Below are 18,635 nucleotides of genomic sequence, written 5' to 3' on the forward strand. Positions count from 1 at the left end.
AAGCAAAGAATAACACCGGCGCATCCTTCCGGTTTCGGATCTGATCATATGCGGTCTGTTGAAATACGTTGGATCTCCTCCAAGAAACATGCCATGTAAAATGATGTTTTATTGATATTTATAAGGTATGTTTTTTTTTACTATGGATGGTGTCGGCGGCCGACGGGAGAAAATGCAGCGCTTTTTTTTAACATCGACATGAAACCGGTGAACGGTTCTTTTTGATGAAAAATGATTATTTTACCGGTGAATTATAAAGTATGGAGCGTTTTCTGCAAACCATTATTTTGCTGGGTGCGATGCAGGGGTTTATCGTGAGCTGCCTGTTGTTTTTTTCCAGGCGTCTGCGTATGCCGAATCGTCTGCTGGCACTGTTGATTTTTTTGTTGACGCTTGCAAGTTTTTGTTTATATGGATCTTATATTGGCTGGTTTGATTCAAAATGGCTCAATTTTCTATCAAATCTTATTCCGTTGATCGTGGTTATGCCGGTGGGGCCACTGCTCTATTTCTATGTACGGTCATTTCTTGAACCGGAATTTAAAATCGGAAGAAAAGAGTGGATGCAATTCTTACCGGTTATTGTAGACCTGGGTAGCCCGCTGATGGCCTGGTTATTTGTAGCGGGTGTATGGACCGGGCTGCTTAAAAACGATCCGCGCCCCTGGGGTATAGCCATCGATACCTATAATGTATATTCTGATATTCCCAGATGGATATCACTTGCCTTCTATACCGTACTTACCCTGCGGTATCTTGCCGCCGGAAAACAAAAAAATCCGGCAGGTTTCAGGTGGTTACAGCAGGTTGCAACCGTTTTTGGCGTGTTCCTGTGTATCTGGTTTGTGTATTTAGTGCCCTATGTGATTCCCCGGTACACCGGCTGGATGTTGGACAACCTGGACTGGTACCCCCTCTATATACCCATTACCCTGCTGATCTACTGGCTGGGCATCAAGGGATATTTGGTTTCCTGGCAGCAACAGGTTACAGAAAAAAAACAGGATGCTGCATTGTTGCCGGAGCCGGTGGTAGATGCCGCCATCGGCCTTTTAAAAAATACCATGGAACAGGACCGGTTGTTCCTGAATACGGAACTTACTCTGCAAATGGTAGCACGGCATACGGGCCTGGCTGCTAAAACCATTTCGGCAGTGCTAAACCAGCACCTTCAAATTAATTTTAACGAGTTTGTAAACAGATACAGGGTGGCCTTATTTAAGGAAAAATTGCTGGCGGATGATGCGGCGCAATTGACCTTTGCAGGAATGGCGTATGACTGTGGATTTAATTCCCCTGCAACTTTTCAACGGGTATTTAAACAAACAACCGGTATGTCGCCCTCGGAATTCCGGAAAAATAATACGGGATCACATGCCGCATATAACTCAAATCGCGATTTGAGCAGCATTTGAATTGGCGCATATACACATACTGGGGAGTTTTGCGGAAAACAACCCAATAATGTTAAAATGCTACTTCATTGTCATGGCAGGGACGACGTTGCTCTTTTCCTGCTGTACCCATCGCACTATATCACAGACTGTTTCCGTAAAAGCAGCGGATAGTATCTTCCTGAACACCGGGAAACTGGCTGCTTTTGAAGCAAGGCTGGAACAGCTGCGGCAACGCTATCACATCCCCGGCATTTCGGCCGGAATTGTAAATAAACAACAACTGGTTTGGAAAAAGGGTTTTGGCTATACAGATGTGGGCCGCCGGATACGGCCGGACGAACATACCGTATACCATATTGCTTCTGTTACCAAAACTTTCGGATCGATTATTTTTATGCAGCAGGTGGCCGCAGGAAGGCTGCTGCTCAGTGACCCCATTGGTAAATATGGAATCAATCTGGGTGCCCGGTGGGGCAGTGATCCACGCATCCGTTTACAGCACCTCATGACGCACACGGCAATGGGGAACACGTTTAACGGGTTTAAGCCCGGTTATGTGTTCCGGTATAATGGTGGTTGGTATGGAGAAATCGGGAAGGCCATTGCCCGGGCTTCCGGGCATTCGTTTGGCGAATTGCTGATGCAGGAGATCGTGCTGCCTTTGCATATGAAAGAAACGGCACCCAGCACAGACGACAGCACCGCTTTCGCATTAACAGGGTATAACAAGGCCGCCTTTCTTGAAAAAGTAGCCCGGCCTTACGACTGGAAATATGGGAAACTGGAGCCGGTACGCTTTCAATATGGATTTAATCCCGCTGCCGGTATTATGAGCAGCGTTTCTGACCTGGCCTTATACACGGTTGCCATTGATGAAAAACGGTTCCTCTCAGACAACAGCTGGCAACAGATTACTACCCCCTATGTAACACCCAGGGGGAAAACCATCCAGTATGGACTGGGTTGGTTTGTAAAAAAATACAAGGGCATGAAGCTGTTATGGCATACAGGCTGGTGGTTGGGTTATTCTGCACTTTTTGTAAAGATTCCGCAGAAGGGCCTGACCTTTATCATACTGGCTAATTCGCAGGATTTAAGCCGGCCATTTTATCACCTTGTAAAGCCCATTCCGGGGCTTGGTTTCGGATTCTTTAACCCTTTTCGCCGTAACCTGAATAAAACATTGAGCGCTTCCGGATTTGCAGTAGCATTCCTGGATCTGTGTGCAGACTAACCAGGCTACCCGGAAAGCGCCTGCTCAAGATCTGCCAGAATATCTTCCACTGCTTCAATGCCCACACTCATGCGGATCAATCCGTCGGTGATGCCGGCCTTTAACCGTTCCTCCGGTTTCATAATGGCATGCGACATGGATGCCGGATGGGAGATCAGCGTATCTACGGTACCCAGTGAAACGGCCCGGGTACACATCCGCAGCCGGTTGATAAAATGTTTTCCTGCTTCAATGCCGCCTTTTAATTCAAAACTAAGTACGGCGCCGGGGTGCCGCATCTGCCGGGCACTTAAGGCATAATCCGGGTGTGTTTTCAGCCCGTTATAGTTTACGTTGGCTACAGCAGGATGTGCATTCAGCCACTCCGCCACGTGTTGGGCGTTGGCGCTGTGCTGCTGCATCCTCAGGGGTAATGTTTTAATGCCGTTGATAAGTAAGAATGCATCAAAAGCATTGGCATTAGCTCCCAGCAATTTAAAAGTTTTTGTAGCGGTAGTGCGCATAAATTCAATGTCTTTCCCAACCAGTACACCGCCGATAGCGGTGCCATGACCGTTTAGAAATTTTGTAGTGGAGTGATACACAAAATCAACGCCCAAAGCAAAGGGCTGCTGCAGGTATGGTGTGGCAAAGGTATTGTCAACACTTACTTTTATTCCGTAAGGGGCTGCCAGCTTGCAGATGGCTTCCATATCGGTACAGCCCATCAGCGGGTTTGTGGGCGATTCGATATGAATCAGCCGGATCTGCGGATATTGGTGCAGCGCCTGTTCCACGGCATTCAGGTCCGAGAGATCAATAAATAATGTCTGGATACCTGATCGGTTCAGGAGGTAGGCAAAGAATTCATGTGTGCCGCCATACAGGGCGGTATTGGTAAGCACCATATCGCCGCTTTTTAGTAAGGAAAAGCAAAGGGTAGACAGTGCGCCTTGTCCGCTGGCGTGCAGCAATGCTTTTAATTGTAATGCTGTTCCCTGCTCATCTTTCAGGCCAAACGCTTCCAACGCAGCAATCAGCTTTTCAGCGGCTGTGGTGGTGGGGTTGGCAAAACGGGAGTAAATATATCCGGGCTCTGTAGCGGCAAACCGGTTCATGCCCTGCTCGGCACTGTCAAACACAAAGGTAGATGTAGCATAGATAGGAATGGCATGACTATGCAGGCTTCCTTCGTCATGAATGCTATGAATAGCTGCGGAACAGATATCTTCGAAACGTTGCGGTTGATCGCGTGTCATTTTGATGATGCTTGTTTAAATTCAGAGCGCGTTTTGTCAACGATCCTTCTTTTTTAAATCTGCGCAAACGATTGTTCCAAACTTGCGCACAGTTCTTGCGGAAGTATCCTTGTAAAAAGCGACATTGTTATATGAAATTACCGGTATTTATGAAGCCCTGGTTAGTGGCCAGCCTTTTAATGTTTATGATCTTTGGCTGTCAAAAAACAGCACCAGTTAAAACAGAAGAGCGTCCGGCTCCGGGCGTGGAACCAGGCAATGCAAAAAATCCGGATTCGCCGGTGAAGGTAGCAAAAAATGCAATTGGCTCCGAAGTGCAGGAGTTTAGCGAAAAAACAGATGCTTTTAAGGAATCGGTAGACCGGCTGCGGCAGGGCAACCCCTGGTCTGATTTTGAGCCCACCGGTTTTTATCTTCCACCCAATACAACGCTTACTTTAAAGGTAGAACAGTTGGAAGGTACCCGGCTTCCCAAACTGTTGATCGGAACATATTCATTTGATACACTTCGCTGGGATCCCTTGTCTGTACAACTTACCGCGGGCTTAAATACCATTAGTGCGGAGCCGCTGGGCGGACTGCTTTGGATCCGTTATACCACTACTGCTGTACCAGGAGCCAAAGTGCGGATCACATTTCAAACGGGCGCCGTACGGGCACCGGTATTTATAAAGGATCAAACCACCGACTGGCAGGCGCAGCTGAGTGCTTATACCAGGTCGCCGGCAGCTTTGTTGCTGAATAAAAATGTATACCTCGTTTTTAAGAGAAGCCGGGCACTCAATACCGGCAGCGATGCTGCCAATTTTATATTACAAACAATTGATAAAGGCGTTGATAACGGTGAAAACTACATCAGCGGGTTGGATGGTTCTGCACCGGAACACCAGTTACCCACTCATAAGATCCTGATGACGGAATCGAATAAGCGCGATCTGTGGGGAGCTGCGAGTTATTACCGTACCTGGTTTGCGCCCGGCCTGATGGATGAGGCACTGACCGCTTCAAAGATCATTGCAAGTGGCTGGGGCGCCTGGCATGAATTGGGACATATGCGGCAGCAACAGGCCTGGAAATGGTCAACGCTGGGAGAGGTAACAGTTAACATTTATACAATGGCTGCGGAACGGGCCATCAACGGCGGCGGTGCAACCCGACTAAAAGGAACGCCAACAACCAATGCGATGAATTTCCTGGCGCTTGCAGATCCTAATAAAGATTTTAATTCGAATGCACAAATGGCCGATGGAAATTTTACCCGTTTATTTATGTTTCATCAGCTATGGTTGGCATTTGGCGATCAATTTTATATAAATCTCCATAAACAAACGCGACTGGAAAAACCGAATTTGTCTGCTGATGCAGATAAGATGCGCTATTTTATGTTAAAAGCCTGTACCATTTCCGGAAAAAATCTAACGGATTTCTTTCGAAAATGGGGCTTCAGGGCAAATGAATCTGTTTATACAGAAATGGCCAACATGGGATTGCCGGAGCCGGATATCGATCCAAGTACATTAAAAGATGAATAGCTGAATGAAGAACATCGCAAATCTTCATTAAAAAAAGAAATGCAACTCCGTGGCGGATCTGTTGATCGAATCGGGGCTCCAACGGCTTGCTGGCGGCGTCTTTAGAAGTGGGTTTTAAACAAAGAATAAATAGGAATGTATTCGGGTTGTTGCTGCCAATAATATGTTAAAATATGGTCAGCCATTGTTGCAAAAACGTTTCAGTAATAGATATTTAACAATTTATTAACGTTATTAAAGTTTAAACGTTTAAGGAAAAAAATAGCGTTACTTAAAAATTCTTTATATATTTTTTTTATAAAGAAACTATATGTTTTAAATAAATTGATTCAATCAGGTTTAATTCTATAAATAATAATAGTATGCTATGCATAATTGATAAGATCCTTATTTTTTAAAATTGAAGCATTAAAACGGAAATGATTATTGAATTACTGCTATCATTTTCTTTGTAAAAGATTGTACTAAACCAAGTATTTGCCATATTGGTTTTGCTGTTTTCTGGATACATCGATTTATAAATTTATTGGACGAAATCAAACTATTATTGTATGAGATTGCTATTGGTAGCTCTACTTGTATTTAGTTACGTGGTCGGGCATGCCCAAACCAAAAGCGTAACAGGAGTTGTAAAGAATGCTGAAGACGGCCTTGCGCTCGGGGGCGTTACCGTAAGTATCGCCAATAAGCCGGTTCAAAAAATTACGGACAAAAACGGGGAGTTTAAAATCGACGCCGCCGTTGGGGACTCGCTTATTTTTTCGTTTGTTGGAAAAAAGGAGTACACCGAAGTAGTGGGTGATAAAAGCATTCTTGAAGTGCTACTCTACAATGCCAAGAACGACATGGATGAGGTAACAGTGGTTGCCTTTGGTAAACAGAAAAAAGCTACGGTTGTGGGAGCCATCACAACGGTGAACGCAAAAGATCTGCGGATACCGGCTTCCAACCTTACCAGTGCATTTGCCGGCAGGATTCCGGGGATGATTTCTTACTCGCTTTCCGGTGAACCCGGCGCGGATAATGCCCAGTTCTTTGTACGTGGTGTTACTACCTTTGGCTATCAGTCGGCACCGCTGATACTTATCGACGGATTCGAATCTACTATGGACAATCTGGCCAGACTGCAGCCGGATGACATCGAGTCTTTTTCCATTATGAAGGATGCCTTGGCTACCGGAATGTATGGGGCTCGTGGCGCTAATGGCATTGTGATGATAACCACTAAGGCCGGAAGAGAGGGCCCTGTAGGTTTTAATATGCGGTTTGACGTAAATGTGGCCAGCCCGGTACGCACACCAAAAATGCTGGATGGCCCTACCTATATGAGGCTGTATAACGAGGCCCGCATTACCCGGGATCCCAATTTGGGGCCTTATTATTCCGAGCAAAAGATACAATCTACCATCGATAATGAAAACCCCATGATCTACCCGAATATCGATTGGTACAAAACCATGTTCAAACCTACGGCTACCAACCTGAAGGCTAATGTGAATATTTCCGGTGGCGGACAGGTAGGCACTTATTATGTATCCATGGGGATGGATAAGGAGGTTGGCTATCTGAGAACAGATCAAACCAACCGGTATAATAACAATATTAACATTGAACGGTATTTTATCCGTTCCAATGTGATTTTTAAATTATCGCCTACTACAAAATTGGATACGCGCATTCAGGGGCGTTTTGAAGGATATAATGGCCCTTATGTTTCTGCTTCAGATCTGTTCAGGATGGTAATGTTCAGCAATCCGGTAGATTTCCCGGCAGTATATGAACCGGATTCTGCGAACCAGTACACTCAGCATGTTTTGTTTGGCGGCAGCTTTGTTGACGGAGCATTAAAGGTCAATCCATATGCCCAGATGGTTCGGGGCTATCAGGATAAGAATACATCCGATATCACGGCACAGGCCACATTGATGCAGGACCTGGGGGTGATTTTAAAAGGACTGAGAGCACAGCTAAAAGCTTCAGCTTCTACCTGGAGTGAGAATTCCGGTCTACGCGGATATTCGCCTTATTATTACGACATAGAGTCGTACAACCAGGTTACTGGAGCGTATAAATTATTTCCGCTAAATCCTACTTCCGGGCAGCCCTACCTGGGCAATATTATCCCGGTAAGAGATGCCTCCGGCCGTTATTATTACGAGTTGTTATTTAACTGGGAACGTACATTTGGCCCGCACAGCCTGGCAGCAACAACGGTAGGTACCATGGAGAAAAAACTGCTTACCTCTGGAAGTACTTCAATTTTTGAAGCGCTTCCCGAAAAAAATGTGCGGAATTCCGGTCGGGCCAATTATACCTATGACCGGCGTTACCTGATGGAGTTTGGTTATTCGTATATGGGATCCGAGAAATTTACCGGAAGCAAACGCTGGGGCTTCTTCCCCTCTGTGGGTGCCGGCTGGTCTGTTTCCAACGAAAAATTCTGGGAGCCGTTGAAAGACCTTATCAGCACGCTTAAGCTGAGAGGATCCTGGGGATTGGTAGGTAACGATGCCATTGCCGCACGCCGAGACCGTTTCTTTTTCCTTTCTGATATTACATTGTACAATGGGGCTACGGTTGTGGACAACGGCTATCGCTGGGGTACATCGTTCATGAACTCGTATGGCGGATACCGGGTAAATCGCTACGCCAACCCCGATATTACATGGGAGCAGTCTGAGAAATGGAATGCAGGACTGGATCTGAATCTTTTCAACGAGGCCTTAAAACTGCAGGCTGATTTTTACCGGGACCGAAGAAGTAAAATATATATGCCGCGCCAGAATTTTCCGGCTTCCGCCGGGCTGGAAGCTTCTGTGAGCGCTAACGTGGGGGAGGTACTGTCAAAAGGATTTGAAGCTTCTTTAAGTTACGAAAAGAGCATGAACAAGGATTTCTGGTTTTCTGCAAGGGCCAATTTTACATACGCTACAAACAAACTGGTAAAAATTGACGAAAAAAACTTTCCGGATGCATACCTAAAACGGCTGGGCAGTAATATTAACCAGGAGTGGGGGTTGATTGCTGAACGACTTTTTGTGGATTCTGCTGAAATTGCCAACTCACCAAGACAGGATTTTGGGGATTATATGGCCGGGGATATCAAGTATAAAGATGTGAACGGAGACGGGGTCGTAAATGGCAATGACCGTGTAGCCCTTGGATTTCCTACCGTACCCGAAGTTCAATACGGGTTTGGTGCTTCAATGACCTATAAGATGTTTGACTTTGGGTTTTTCTTCAATGGAAGCGCCCGTACTTCTTTTTTTATTGATGCGACGGCATCCAGCTCCGACTCGCGGGCAGGGATTGCTCCTTTTGCATTCAGGAGAAACGCTCTGGCGATTATTGCGGACGACTACTGGAGTGAAACCAATCCGAATGTACATGCGTTCTGGCCCCGGTTATCCACCTTTCCGATTAACAACAATATTCAGCAATCCTCCTGGTGGGTAAGGGATGGGTCATTCCTGAAGCTGCAGTCTGTTGAACTGGGCTATAGCCTTCGGCAATTTAAAAAATGGGGTATAAAAGACGGCAGCCGCATTTATGTCAGCGGGCAGAACCTGTTTACATTTTCTTCCTTCAAACTCTGGGACCCGGAAATGCGTGATCGGGGACTTGGGTATCCAAATAATAAACGGATCAATGCCGGGATTCAATTGTCATTTTAAAAAAAGGAACATGAAATTTTTTAACATTATTGTATCTGCACTTTTGCTGATTACCGTTGTTTCCTGCAAAAAATATCTGGATGTAGTACCGGATAATACACTGAAGCTGGAAGATATTTTTAATACAAAAACAGATGCCTGGAACGCCCTGGCAAAAGCCTACAATTATATTCCCAGGGATGATAATACTCATTTAACGTCCTGGACTCTTGGTGATGAGTGGATCGGCCGTCTGGATCTGAATAATAATACAGACCAGCTGCGAGCTATGCGTATTATGCGTGGACTGCAATCTATGACTTCCCCGCAATTAGGCCTCTGGTCCGGCACACAGGGTGGTAAGCCGCTATACCAGGGCATCCGTCAAACGGATGTGTTCCTGGCCAATATTGATAAAGTTAGAGATATGCAGGATGGGGAAAAGAAAGAATGGAAGGCACAGGTGAAAATGCTGAGAGCCTATTACATGTTCCTGTTGGTGCAACATTATGGTCCCATTGTGATCCCAGACAAAATGGCTACACCGGAGTCGAAACCGGAAGACCTTTTCTTACCGCGCTCCAAAGTAGAAGATTGTTTCCAATACATACTAAATCTGATCAATGAGGCCATTCCGGATCTGAATGAACGGGCAGACGCCAACAATGCCGGGCAGATCGACCAGGTGGTGGCCAGGGCCATCAAGGCCCGGATCCTGCTTTTCAGGGCCAGTCCTTTCTTTAATGGCAACCAGGAATATTTTGGCGACTTTTTTGATCATGACGGGCAGCCTTTCTTTCCAATGGAATATAAGCAGGCAAAATGGCAGGAAGCGCTCAATGCCATCGATTCGGCTATAACCATTGCTGAAGCCAATGGCCATCGTTTATACCATTATACCAGAGAACCCTATGCGTATGACCGAGATGCATTCAGCGTAAATAATGACAATATGAAAACGCTGTATGACCTCCGGATGCTGATCTGTGATCCATGGAATGAAGAGGTGGTATGGGGCTATACAAATATTGACTACTATAACCAGGGCGAGCTGGGCCATGCATCCAATATACGCCTACCAAAAGGATTTGAAGGCGTTGTGGACAATACAGGATTCTCCTGGCAGTGGCTGGGAGCCTCCTACCAGATGGCAGAACGTTATTATACAAAGAACGGGTTGCCTATTGATGAGGATGCAACTTTTGACAAGGGTAGTATGTACGAGATCCTGACGACTCCAGGAGCCGGCGCTGCGGAGTATCAGCCTCTTGCAGGGTACCTGCAGCCTGGTGCGCAAACCATCCGACTCTATATGAACCGGGAACCCCGTTTTTATGCCAACCTGGGTATAACTGCTGGCTATTGGAGAGCGCATACGCAATTAATTCCGACCATGATGTTTTCCGGTACCGCTGGAGGATTCCTTTCTTCCATAAGCCAGACCGATTATCTGGCTACCGGTATCGGCGTTCAGAAATTTGTACATCCGGAATCGCAATCCGGAGCCTGGCAGCGGACCATCAAATACCCCTTTCCGCTAATCCGTATGGCCGATCTGTACCTGATGAAGGCAGAAGCTCTGAATGAACTTAGTGGCCCGAGCTCCCAGGTATATGATGAGATCAACAAAGTACGCCGGCGTGCTGGCGTGCCTGATGTGCAGGCTGTATGGTCCGATCCAAGTCTTTGCCGGAATCCAGGTAAACACCTCACAAAAGAAGGAATGCGGGATATTATCTTACAGGAACGGTCTGTTGAATTTGCTTTCGAGGGACAGTATTTCTGGGATATGATCCGGTATAAAAGAGCGGCATCCGTTTTTTCTGCACCCATCAGGGGCTGGACCTATACCGGAACTACCGCGCCTTCCTTCTTTATATTGGAAGATAAACAATCGCGCCGGTTTACAATTACCGATTGTTTGTGGCCGATTGATCTGAACGAAATGAATACAAACGGAAAATTGATCCAGAACCCGGGATGGTAAGGCTTTTAAATGAAGTGCATTTAATAAAAAGAATTATGAAAAATCAGCTGATTATACCCCTATTATTACTAATGCTGGTGGCGGCGTGCAAAAAACAGGACCGTTTTGAAACGGAAAGTGGTGATAGCACCGCACCCGGCAAGGTTACGTTAAAGGACTATAAACCCTTGTATGGCGGAGCCCGCTTCTTTTACACCGTACCCAAGGATGAAGACCTGCTGGGCATTGAAGCCCTGTACACCAATAAGAACGGGCAGTCGTTTAAGTTTATGGCTTCCTATTTTGTGGATTCGCTGGATGTATACGGGTTTGGAAGTATTGATGAATACACCGTCCAGCTGTATGCAGTGGACCGGTCTGGAAACAAATCAGAAGCCCTGGATGTAAAAGTAACGCCCCTGGAACCGGCCTACACAAGGGTGGCCAAAACAATACAGGCAAAGGCTGGTTTTAGCTCATTTTTCCTTGACTGGCAAAATGAGCTGAAACAAAACGTAAACGTATACGTGGAATACGAGTTTCCGCAGGGGGGAACAAACCGTAAATTAACTACTGTGTTTTCTTCAAACCTGGCTACAGACAGAAGGTTTGTTAGCGACCTGTTCCTGAAACCGGATGAAAAAGTGAACGTGAAAGTAAAAGTACAGGATGTCTATGGGAATGCGACCGAATTCGAGAATAAGGGCTCTTTCACTCTTTATGAGGACATGAAGATTCCCAAACAGGCCTGGACAATCCCTAATGCCAATGATTCCGTTGGCGGAGTGCCCATGATGTTTGGAAACGGGCTGGAAGGAAGATCCCTTAAGGTAATTGATGACATTATCGACCGCGGTGATAATCTCAATTTCCTGCATACCCAAAGCCGCGGGCGCACCGGTAGAACTGCAGATGGGAATATGCCCTGGAACTTTATCATCGATCTGGGCGATTACTATGAAATCAGCCGGATCGTTACCACACAGCGGCATTCGGGAGGGCTGGCCAATGTAAGCAGGGGCCAGTACTACCGCACAGAAAATGTGGGTGTTTATCGCACATATATATGGGATGATGCCGGCAGCAAATGGGACACGGTGATGCAATATACAATACCTGTTCCTGTTGGTCTTACGGAACTTGAATTTGTAAAAAAAGGAGAAGCCGGAGATATGGCCTATATGTATCCGGATAACCCAAAATACACGAAGCGCACCCGAAAATTCCGGTTTGAAGCACTGAAAGGGTTCTCAGGGAACTACACCCTGGATGATGCGAACTGTCTGTCTGAAATTACTCTTTATGGAAAAAAATCGCAATAGATAAGAATCCAAATATCAGCGTTATGAGCAATAAACTATATATACTCCTGTTCCTTTGTACAGTATTGATATTGTCCTGTGGCAAAATGTATGATAACCTCGAAAAATATGCCGGCGAAACGGTGTATCCCGGCAGGTTTGATACCATTATTGGCCGCGTGGGATTTGAACGCGTGGAGATTAACCTGATGAAGGCCGGCAGGATCCCAGCCAGTCAGATAAAGCTGGGAAAAGCCATGAAAACGATAGTGGAGTATGATGATAAAAAGATCACGATCGACACGCTTGCCTCATGGCTTAACATCAAAGATCTTAAAGTATCTAAACTGTACCGGTTCAAGATATATACGATAGACGAAAATGGAAACAAATCCGTGCCGCAGCAAATCGGGTTGATCCCATATACTGAAACGGATGTGGCTAACCTGGTAATCCCTTCACCCCAGGCGCTTACCTCACCAGCTGCCGCAATATTAACCTGGCCAACCGGGCTTTCCTCTGCCGTATTAACTTACTATGGCCTTCAATATTCCTATAAGGATAAGACCGGGGCTGCAAAAGAAGGAGAACGTGCACAAAATCCAAGGGTATTGATGAGCAATCTGGCACCGGGAACTCCTGCAGCCATTGATATCAATTATAAGATTATTCCAAGGGTCAATGGAACGCCCATCCTGGATACGGTGTGGGTGCCGCGGAAGATCCAGATAAGTATACCTACTAGTTCCACTCCTTTTGCTCCGGCTGAAGCGGCAATATTAACGGCTAACGGGATTACCACGTTTACCGCAGATGGCGTGGCACCCGTACAGAAGCTGACATTCCCGGTGCATACTACTACTCTGCAGGATATTTTCTATTTCCCTAATTTAAAAGAACTGGACCTCACCGGCGGAACGATTTTTGAAATGACAAAGAACAGTTATAACCGGAATGGAGTAACAGATGTCATTGGTGGCGGCCCCATTGTTCCATTTGCAAGACGGGTAGGTGATATGCCGCTGTCCAGTACGCAATATCTGCTGGACCTGTTGGACCTGGGTACCCTGACGAAAGTAAAATATATTGCCAACTCTATGGGTATCGATAACCTGCTGGCGCCCTATGTGAGCAGCGGGGTGGTGGAAATCGTTGATAAACCTGATGAATTCCTTGTTCCGTTGCAGCCATTTTTGCTGGATGGCGTAATACAGGATGCAAACTGGAAGCTGGATGTACAGGCACCTGCAGCAACCTATCCGGCAGGCACCGACCTGCAGAATGTAGTAAAAGCAACCGTAAGAGCTAAGAATGGAACGCTCGTTATTCAGCTTCCGAAAGAATACGAGTTTGATATGACCCAGTACAAGAATTTAAAGTTCAAGGTATATGCTCCAAATAAGTCTGTATTGTCAGGAACGTATGCGCCCTATCAGCGTCTCTGGTTGCGCATTATGAACTACCTGTGGGCGTTTGGTACAGAAAGCAGCTTCGGCCAGCAGTACTGGGAATATGGAAAGGATGCGAATAAGATTAATGATTCGGAGCTTGAAAAATGGACAGATAAGACTATAGACCTTTCTCAGAGTGTGGGCAAGCACAACCGGGTAATCGTTATCAACATTGGAGGAGAGCCCTCGCTTACTTTTGCGCCTTCGCAGGATATTACCTATTATTTTGCCAACTTCCGGTTTAGTAAATAGATCACGAAACAACATAACTACATTTTCTGCCGCGGCCTGGGCTGCGGCAGGCTTATTTAAGCCGGCGTATTACCCCAATCATTAGTTTTTGACGAGCGGGAAGTTTTGAACAACTCCAGCAGGGATGCTGTCTTAAGGTTTACCTCTGCCGTTTCCAATAACTGGAAAAGAGCTTCCAGTTCCTTCCGGTTCAAAATGATGCCATACCCTTCCAGGGGTGTTGGAATATAGATGTTTTTACGTTCAGGATTTATATCGGCCGGGTTGTATTCCCGGTTCTCTTTTACCAGCGTGTGAAATACCTGCAGGTCCTGGGCGGTCATCGTCAATAGTGTGGTTTGAAAAGCCAGCTGGAAATGTTGGCAGTCGCTGCACATGATCAGGTATCCTTCAGATGCATAATAGAGTGTTTTAAAGTTGCACATGGGCTTTTTCTTCAAAAGTATCAGACTGTTTGTTTCCGGTATTTCGAAAACAGGAAAAGAAATTACGCGATCCGGAAAAAGAAACGCCCCGGAGAGCCGGGGCGTACTTACTAACCTGTTTATATTCAAAAAATCATCCTTGCATTTCTTTAATCTTTTCCCGGATCTGCGTTTCCACTTCAGCAGCCATTTCGGGGTTATCCAGCAACAATGCTTTTACCGCATCCCGGCCCTGTCCCAGCTTATCGTTGTTATAACTGTACCAGGAGCCGCTTTTCTGCAAAATGCCCAGTTCTACACCCATATCAATGATCTCCCCGGTTTTGGAAATACCCTCTCCAAAGATGATGTCAAATTCGGCAGCGCGGAACGGCGGTGCCACTTTGTTCTTTACTACTTTAACCTTAACCCGGTTACCGATTGCGGCATCCCCGTCCTTGATCTGGGCAGAACGGCGGATATCCAGTCGCACGGAAGCATAGAATTTTAACGCATTTCCCCCTGTGGTTGTTTCCGGATTACCAAACATAACACCAATCTTTTCCCGCAACTGGTTAATGAAAATACAGATCGTATTGGTTTTTGAAATGGTGGCGGTCAGTTTCCGCAACGCCTGGCTCATCAGTCGGGCATGTAATCCCATTTTGCTATCGCCCATTTCGCCTTCCAACTCGCTTTTGGGCACAAGCGCTGCTACCGAGTCAATCACCACTACATCCAATGCGCCGGAAAGGATCAGCCGGTCGGCGATTTCAAGGGCCTGTTCTCCGTAATCCGGTTGTGAAATCAACAGATTATCTACATTCACACCCAGCTTTTTAGCATAGCTGCTGTCAAAAGCATGCTCGGCGTCAATGATTGCGCACATTCCGCCTTTTTTCTGTGCTTCTGCAATAACGTGGGTGGCTATGGTTGTTTTACCGGATGACTCCGGTCCGTAAATTTCAATGATCCGTCCCCGGGGCAGCCCGCCGATCCCAAGGGCTGTATCCAGGCCAATGGATCCGGTAGAAACCACTTCCTGGGTTACTTCGGCTTTTTCATTCATTAGCATTACGCTGCCCTTTCCGTAGTCCTTATCAATCTTGTCCATTGTAAGGCGCAGCGCTTTCAGCTTCTCGCTGTTCATGTCTATTTCTGTTGTTTTATCTGTTTTTGCCATAACCAAAATTACAATTTAGCCCAGTCCGTATAAATGAATTTATCAACAACGCAAAGCTAATAAATTTAGCAATAAAACGCTAATATTTTTGGAGGTTTTTTTGACATGCTGCCATAGAGGTACAGATATGCAGGACTGTTTATATATAAATTAGATCTGTCATCCGGTGTTCTGGTAATAAAAAGTAATGAGGATGCATCAGAAACGGTGCATGAACTTTGACGGCACGTTTCAGGCAATTACACCACCATTTGGGCGATCAGCAGTCCCAGGGTGCCGGCCATAAGCCCCCAATAGACTTCTTTGGCTGTATGATCCGATAAAAGCAACCGGGATGTGGATACCAGTCCGGCGATCAGGAGGGCTGTCATGATATAAATTCCCATTCCCTGACCGTATTCAAAACCAAGCAGGCATAAAAAGGAAACTGCGGTGCCGAGGGCAATTCCATGCATGCTCACTTTTATATAGATATTCATCAGCAGACCGATCGAGGATGCCATAAAGACACCCATGGCAAAAACCACCATTTCACGAGGCATTCCCTCCAAATTACGCCATACATACCAGATCCAGAAATACCAGATATTACAAATAATAAAAGGAATAATCCGGTCTTTCCGCTCTTTAAGTTTTATCGAGGGAATAAATTTAAGACCTCTAAGCAGTAAAACGGAAACCAGGGGAAAGAACGTGTAGTTCACCAGACCCTGCAGCAGTACCATTAAACGGCCGTCCTCGGTTGTGCCGTAAAAAAGGAACGGTTCTATATACAATAAAAAGTAAATAACATAAATGGGTACAAATACCGGATGAAAGATATATGAAAGCAGGGAGGCAATGATCTTCTGAAACCGGGGTTGCCGGTCTATTTTTTCCCGCAGTTCGTTGTCGCTGTCTAATACCATTCTGGAGTCCATATTGCAAAGTAAGGAAATCCGGGGCCGAAAACCGTTTCTTTTCTGCATCTTTATCTTCTGGTATGAAAATCATTAAAAAAATGCTTAAAGGGGCGCTCTGGATAACGGGTACATTGCTGGTATTCATAGGCGGATACCTGCTTGCGGAGCGGGTGCTTTCCCGGAGTACGGTTGCGGAAATGCCGGATGGGCTGCCCCGGACCATTACAGCGTTTGTATTGTCCAACGGCGTCCATACAGACCTGGTGCTTCCGGTTGTTGCGGCCGGTAAAGACTGGAGCCGGACCTTTTCCTATGAACACACGCTTAGCAAGGATACCGGGTACCGGTGGGTCGCCATCGGGTGGGGCGATAAAGGATTTTACCTGAACACACCGGAATGGAAAGACCTGACAGTGTCCACCGCCTTTAAAGCGGTTACCGGGCTGGGAGAAACCGCCTTGCATGTTACCTATTACAGGCATCTTGCAGAAGGTCTCCGTTGCCGCAAACTGCTGCTTTCAGAGGCCCGGTACCGCAAGCTGGCCGGGTATGTAGAAGCATCGCTGGACCGGGATCCTTCGGGCCAGCCGGTTGCTATTGTTACCGAAGCCCGGTATAACCGGGATGATGCTTTTTATGAAGCAAAAGGCGCCTACAGCCTTTTTCATACCTGTAACAGCTGGACAAATAACGGGCTGAAGGCCGCCGGGGCAAAAGCCTGCAGATGGACCGCATTTGATAGAGGGATTCTTTACCAGTACCGGTAGAACTGTTGCGCGGCGATTGGGGAGGAACAAAACCTGCCGGATCGCAAATCCGGAACCGGAGTAATTTTACCGGTTAAACCACATAATTTCCAATGGCTTTGAGGGAAGCCTGTTATATTTGTAGCATAAATTTTGTTTACTATTTAAATAAAGCAGTTTAATGATGCAGTTGACAGGTACGCTGGTTCAGATATTGCCCTTGCAAAAAGGGATGGGGAAAAATGGAGAATGGAAAAAACAGGATATCATTGTGGAGACACAGGCACAGTATCCGAAAAAGGTTTGTATTTCTATCTGGGGAGACAAGATCAATGAAAGCCTGCTGCAGGTGGGAAAATCGCTGACCATTTCATTTGATGTGGAAAGCCGTGAATACAACGGCCGCTGGTACACCGATGTGAAGGCCTGGAAGCTGGAACCGGCGGGCGGAGCCGGCAGCAGCGGCGGTAATCAGTTTACTGATAACAATCCATCAGACACCTATTCCGATTTGAATGAGGGTGCGGATGACCTTCCTTTTTAAGTAGGTGTTGGTTTGGCCCGGTTAAGGGTGGGGATCCGGAGAATTAATAAAAGAACAGCATATGATGAAAAAACATTGGGTATGGTCCGTTGGTTTGAGCCTGGTGCTGGGGAGTATGATAGCCGGTTGCAACGGCTGTAAGAATAAAAGTACAAAGCCCGGGTCTGCGGATGATGATACCAGCGGGGTTGATATTTCGGAACGGCATGATTCCATGCAATTAGTAGGAACGGATACGGTTACCGAGTTCCGGGTAACGGCGGCCAACAAGGACAGCGTGCTGTCGGCCACCACCAAGGAGATCCTGACCCTGTTTAAAAACAAAGAGTACGCAAAACTGGACTCCTTTATCCACCCGGAAGAAGGCGTCCGTTTTTCACCGTATGCGACGGTAGAACCCGGTTCTGATAAAAAATTTTCACGGGAAGCATTCCGGGAGCTGATGACGCGGGATAAATATAAAAAGATCAACTGGGGGACCTATGACGGCAGCGGAAATGCCATCATTCTTTCTCCCGCGGAATATTTTGGGAAGTTTGTTTATGACGGCAATTTCCTAAACGCCAAACAGGCGGGTGTAAATACAGTTTATGGAAAAGGGAATTCCATCAACAACCTGAAATCCATTTATCCCGGTGCGGAATTTACGGAGAACTACCTGGATGGAACCAGGAAGAATGGAGGTATGGACTGGAAGTCGGTGCGACTGGTATATAAGCTGGAGCATGGCCGGTACTACCTGGTGGCCATCGTGCATGATCAATGGACTATTTAATGCGTATTGATTAAAAGTATTAGTAGGGGAGCCACTTTACTGATCAAACAGTTTAAT

Annotated in this window: 14 protein-coding genes; 10 read left to right on the forward strand and 4 right to left on the reverse strand. The window is 46.3% G+C overall.

Annotated elements, in window-relative coordinates:
- Positions 1–260 precede the first annotated feature (260 nt).
- Positions 261–1,415: a helix-turn-helix domain-containing protein gene (locus tag LL912_RS18515; RefSeq protein ID WP_235555089.1), complete on the forward strand. Its 1,155-nt coding sequence runs from the start codon at positions 261–263 to the stop codon at positions 1,413–1,415.
- A gap of 73 nt (positions 1,416–1,488) precedes the next feature.
- The gene (locus LL912_RS18520) at positions 1,489–2,631 is read left to right on the forward strand and encodes a serine hydrolase domain-containing protein (RefSeq protein WP_235555090.1); all 1,143 of its coding nucleotides are present in this window, start codon (positions 1,489–1,491) and stop codon (positions 2,629–2,631) included.
- Positions 2,632–2,636: 5 nt separating this feature from the next.
- Here the strand turns inward: LL912_RS18520 and LL912_RS18525 are convergent, their stop codons facing one another.
- A complete protein-coding gene (locus LL912_RS18525) occupies positions 2,637–3,869 on the reverse strand; it encodes a trans-sulfuration enzyme family protein (RefSeq protein WP_235555091.1) in 1,233 nt (410 codons plus the stop codon).
- 131 nt (positions 3,870–4,000) lie between these two features.
- Between LL912_RS18525 and LL912_RS18530 the strand changes: the two genes are divergently transcribed.
- The 5 genes from LL912_RS18530 (at position 4,001) to LL912_RS18550 (ending at position 14,024) form a co-directional block, all read left to right on the forward strand.
- On the forward strand, positions 4,001–5,401 hold the full coding sequence (locus LL912_RS18530) for a M60 family metallopeptidase (RefSeq protein ID WP_235555092.1): 1,401 nt from the start codon (positions 4,001–4,003) through the stop codon (positions 5,399–5,401).
- 551 nt (positions 5,402–5,952) lie between these two features.
- The gene (locus LL912_RS18535) at positions 5,953–9,075 is read left to right on the forward strand and encodes a SusC/RagA family TonB-linked outer membrane protein (RefSeq protein WP_235555093.1); all 3,123 of its coding nucleotides are present in this window, start codon (positions 5,953–5,955) and stop codon (positions 9,073–9,075) included.
- 10 nt (positions 9,076–9,085) lie between these two features.
- A complete protein-coding gene (locus tag LL912_RS18540) occupies positions 9,086–11,041 on the forward strand; it encodes a RagB/SusD family nutrient uptake outer membrane protein (RefSeq protein WP_235555094.1) in 1,956 nt (651 codons plus the stop codon).
- Between the two features lie 35 nt (positions 11,042–11,076).
- Positions 11,077–12,342, forward strand: a complete 1,266-nt coding sequence (locus LL912_RS18545) for a DUF4959 domain-containing protein (RefSeq protein WP_235555095.1) — start codon at positions 11,077–11,079, stop codon at positions 12,340–12,342.
- A gap of 23 nt (positions 12,343–12,365) precedes the next feature.
- Entirely contained in the window at positions 12,366–14,024 is a 1,659-nt protein-coding gene (locus tag LL912_RS18550) for a DUF4998 domain-containing protein (protein WP_235555096.1), read from the forward strand.
- A gap of 56 nt (positions 14,025–14,080) precedes the next feature.
- Here the strand turns inward: LL912_RS18550 and LL912_RS18555 are convergent, their stop codons facing one another.
- The 3 genes from LL912_RS18555 to LL912_RS18565 form a co-directional block, all read right to left on the reverse strand.
- On the reverse strand, positions 14,081–14,464 hold the full coding sequence (locus LL912_RS18555; RefSeq protein ID WP_235555097.1) for a DUF6686 family protein: 384 nt from the start codon (positions 14,462–14,464) through the stop codon (positions 14,081–14,083).
- Between the two features lie 118 nt (positions 14,465–14,582).
- Positions 14,583–15,611 carry a recombinase RecA gene (recA, locus tag LL912_RS18560; protein ID WP_090393505.1) on the reverse strand — a complete coding sequence of 343 codons (1,029 nt, stop codon included), beginning with the start codon at positions 15,609–15,611 and terminating at the stop codon, positions 14,583–14,585.
- A 239-nt stretch (positions 15,612–15,850) separates the two neighbouring features.
- Positions 15,851–16,531 (reverse strand): hypothetical protein, encoded by a 681-nt coding sequence (locus LL912_RS18565; RefSeq protein ID WP_235555098.1) that lies wholly within the window; start codon positions 16,529–16,531, stop codon positions 15,851–15,853.
- 62 nt (positions 16,532–16,593) lie between these two features.
- On the opposite strand from LL912_RS18565, the gene LL912_RS18570 reads away from it, so the two are divergent.
- From LL912_RS18570 to LL912_RS18580, 3 genes are all read left to right on the forward strand, one after another.
- A complete protein-coding gene (locus LL912_RS18570) occupies positions 16,594–17,280 on the forward strand; it encodes a TIGR02117 family protein (RefSeq protein WP_235555099.1) in 687 nt (228 codons plus the stop codon).
- A 160-nt stretch (positions 17,281–17,440) separates the two neighbouring features.
- Complete coding sequence (locus LL912_RS18575; RefSeq protein WP_235555100.1) at positions 17,441–17,803, forward strand: DUF3127 domain-containing protein; 363 nt, start codon at positions 17,441–17,443, stop codon at positions 17,801–17,803.
- Between the two features lie 61 nt (positions 17,804–17,864).
- A complete protein-coding gene (locus LL912_RS18580; RefSeq protein ID WP_235555101.1) occupies positions 17,865–18,578 on the forward strand; it encodes a hypothetical protein in 714 nt (237 codons plus the stop codon).
- Positions 18,579–18,635: the final 57 nt, after the last annotated feature.

This window comes from Niabella agricola (assembly GCF_021538615.1).
Classification (GTDB): domain Bacteria; phylum Bacteroidota; class Bacteroidia; order Chitinophagales; family Chitinophagaceae; genus Niabella; species Niabella agricola.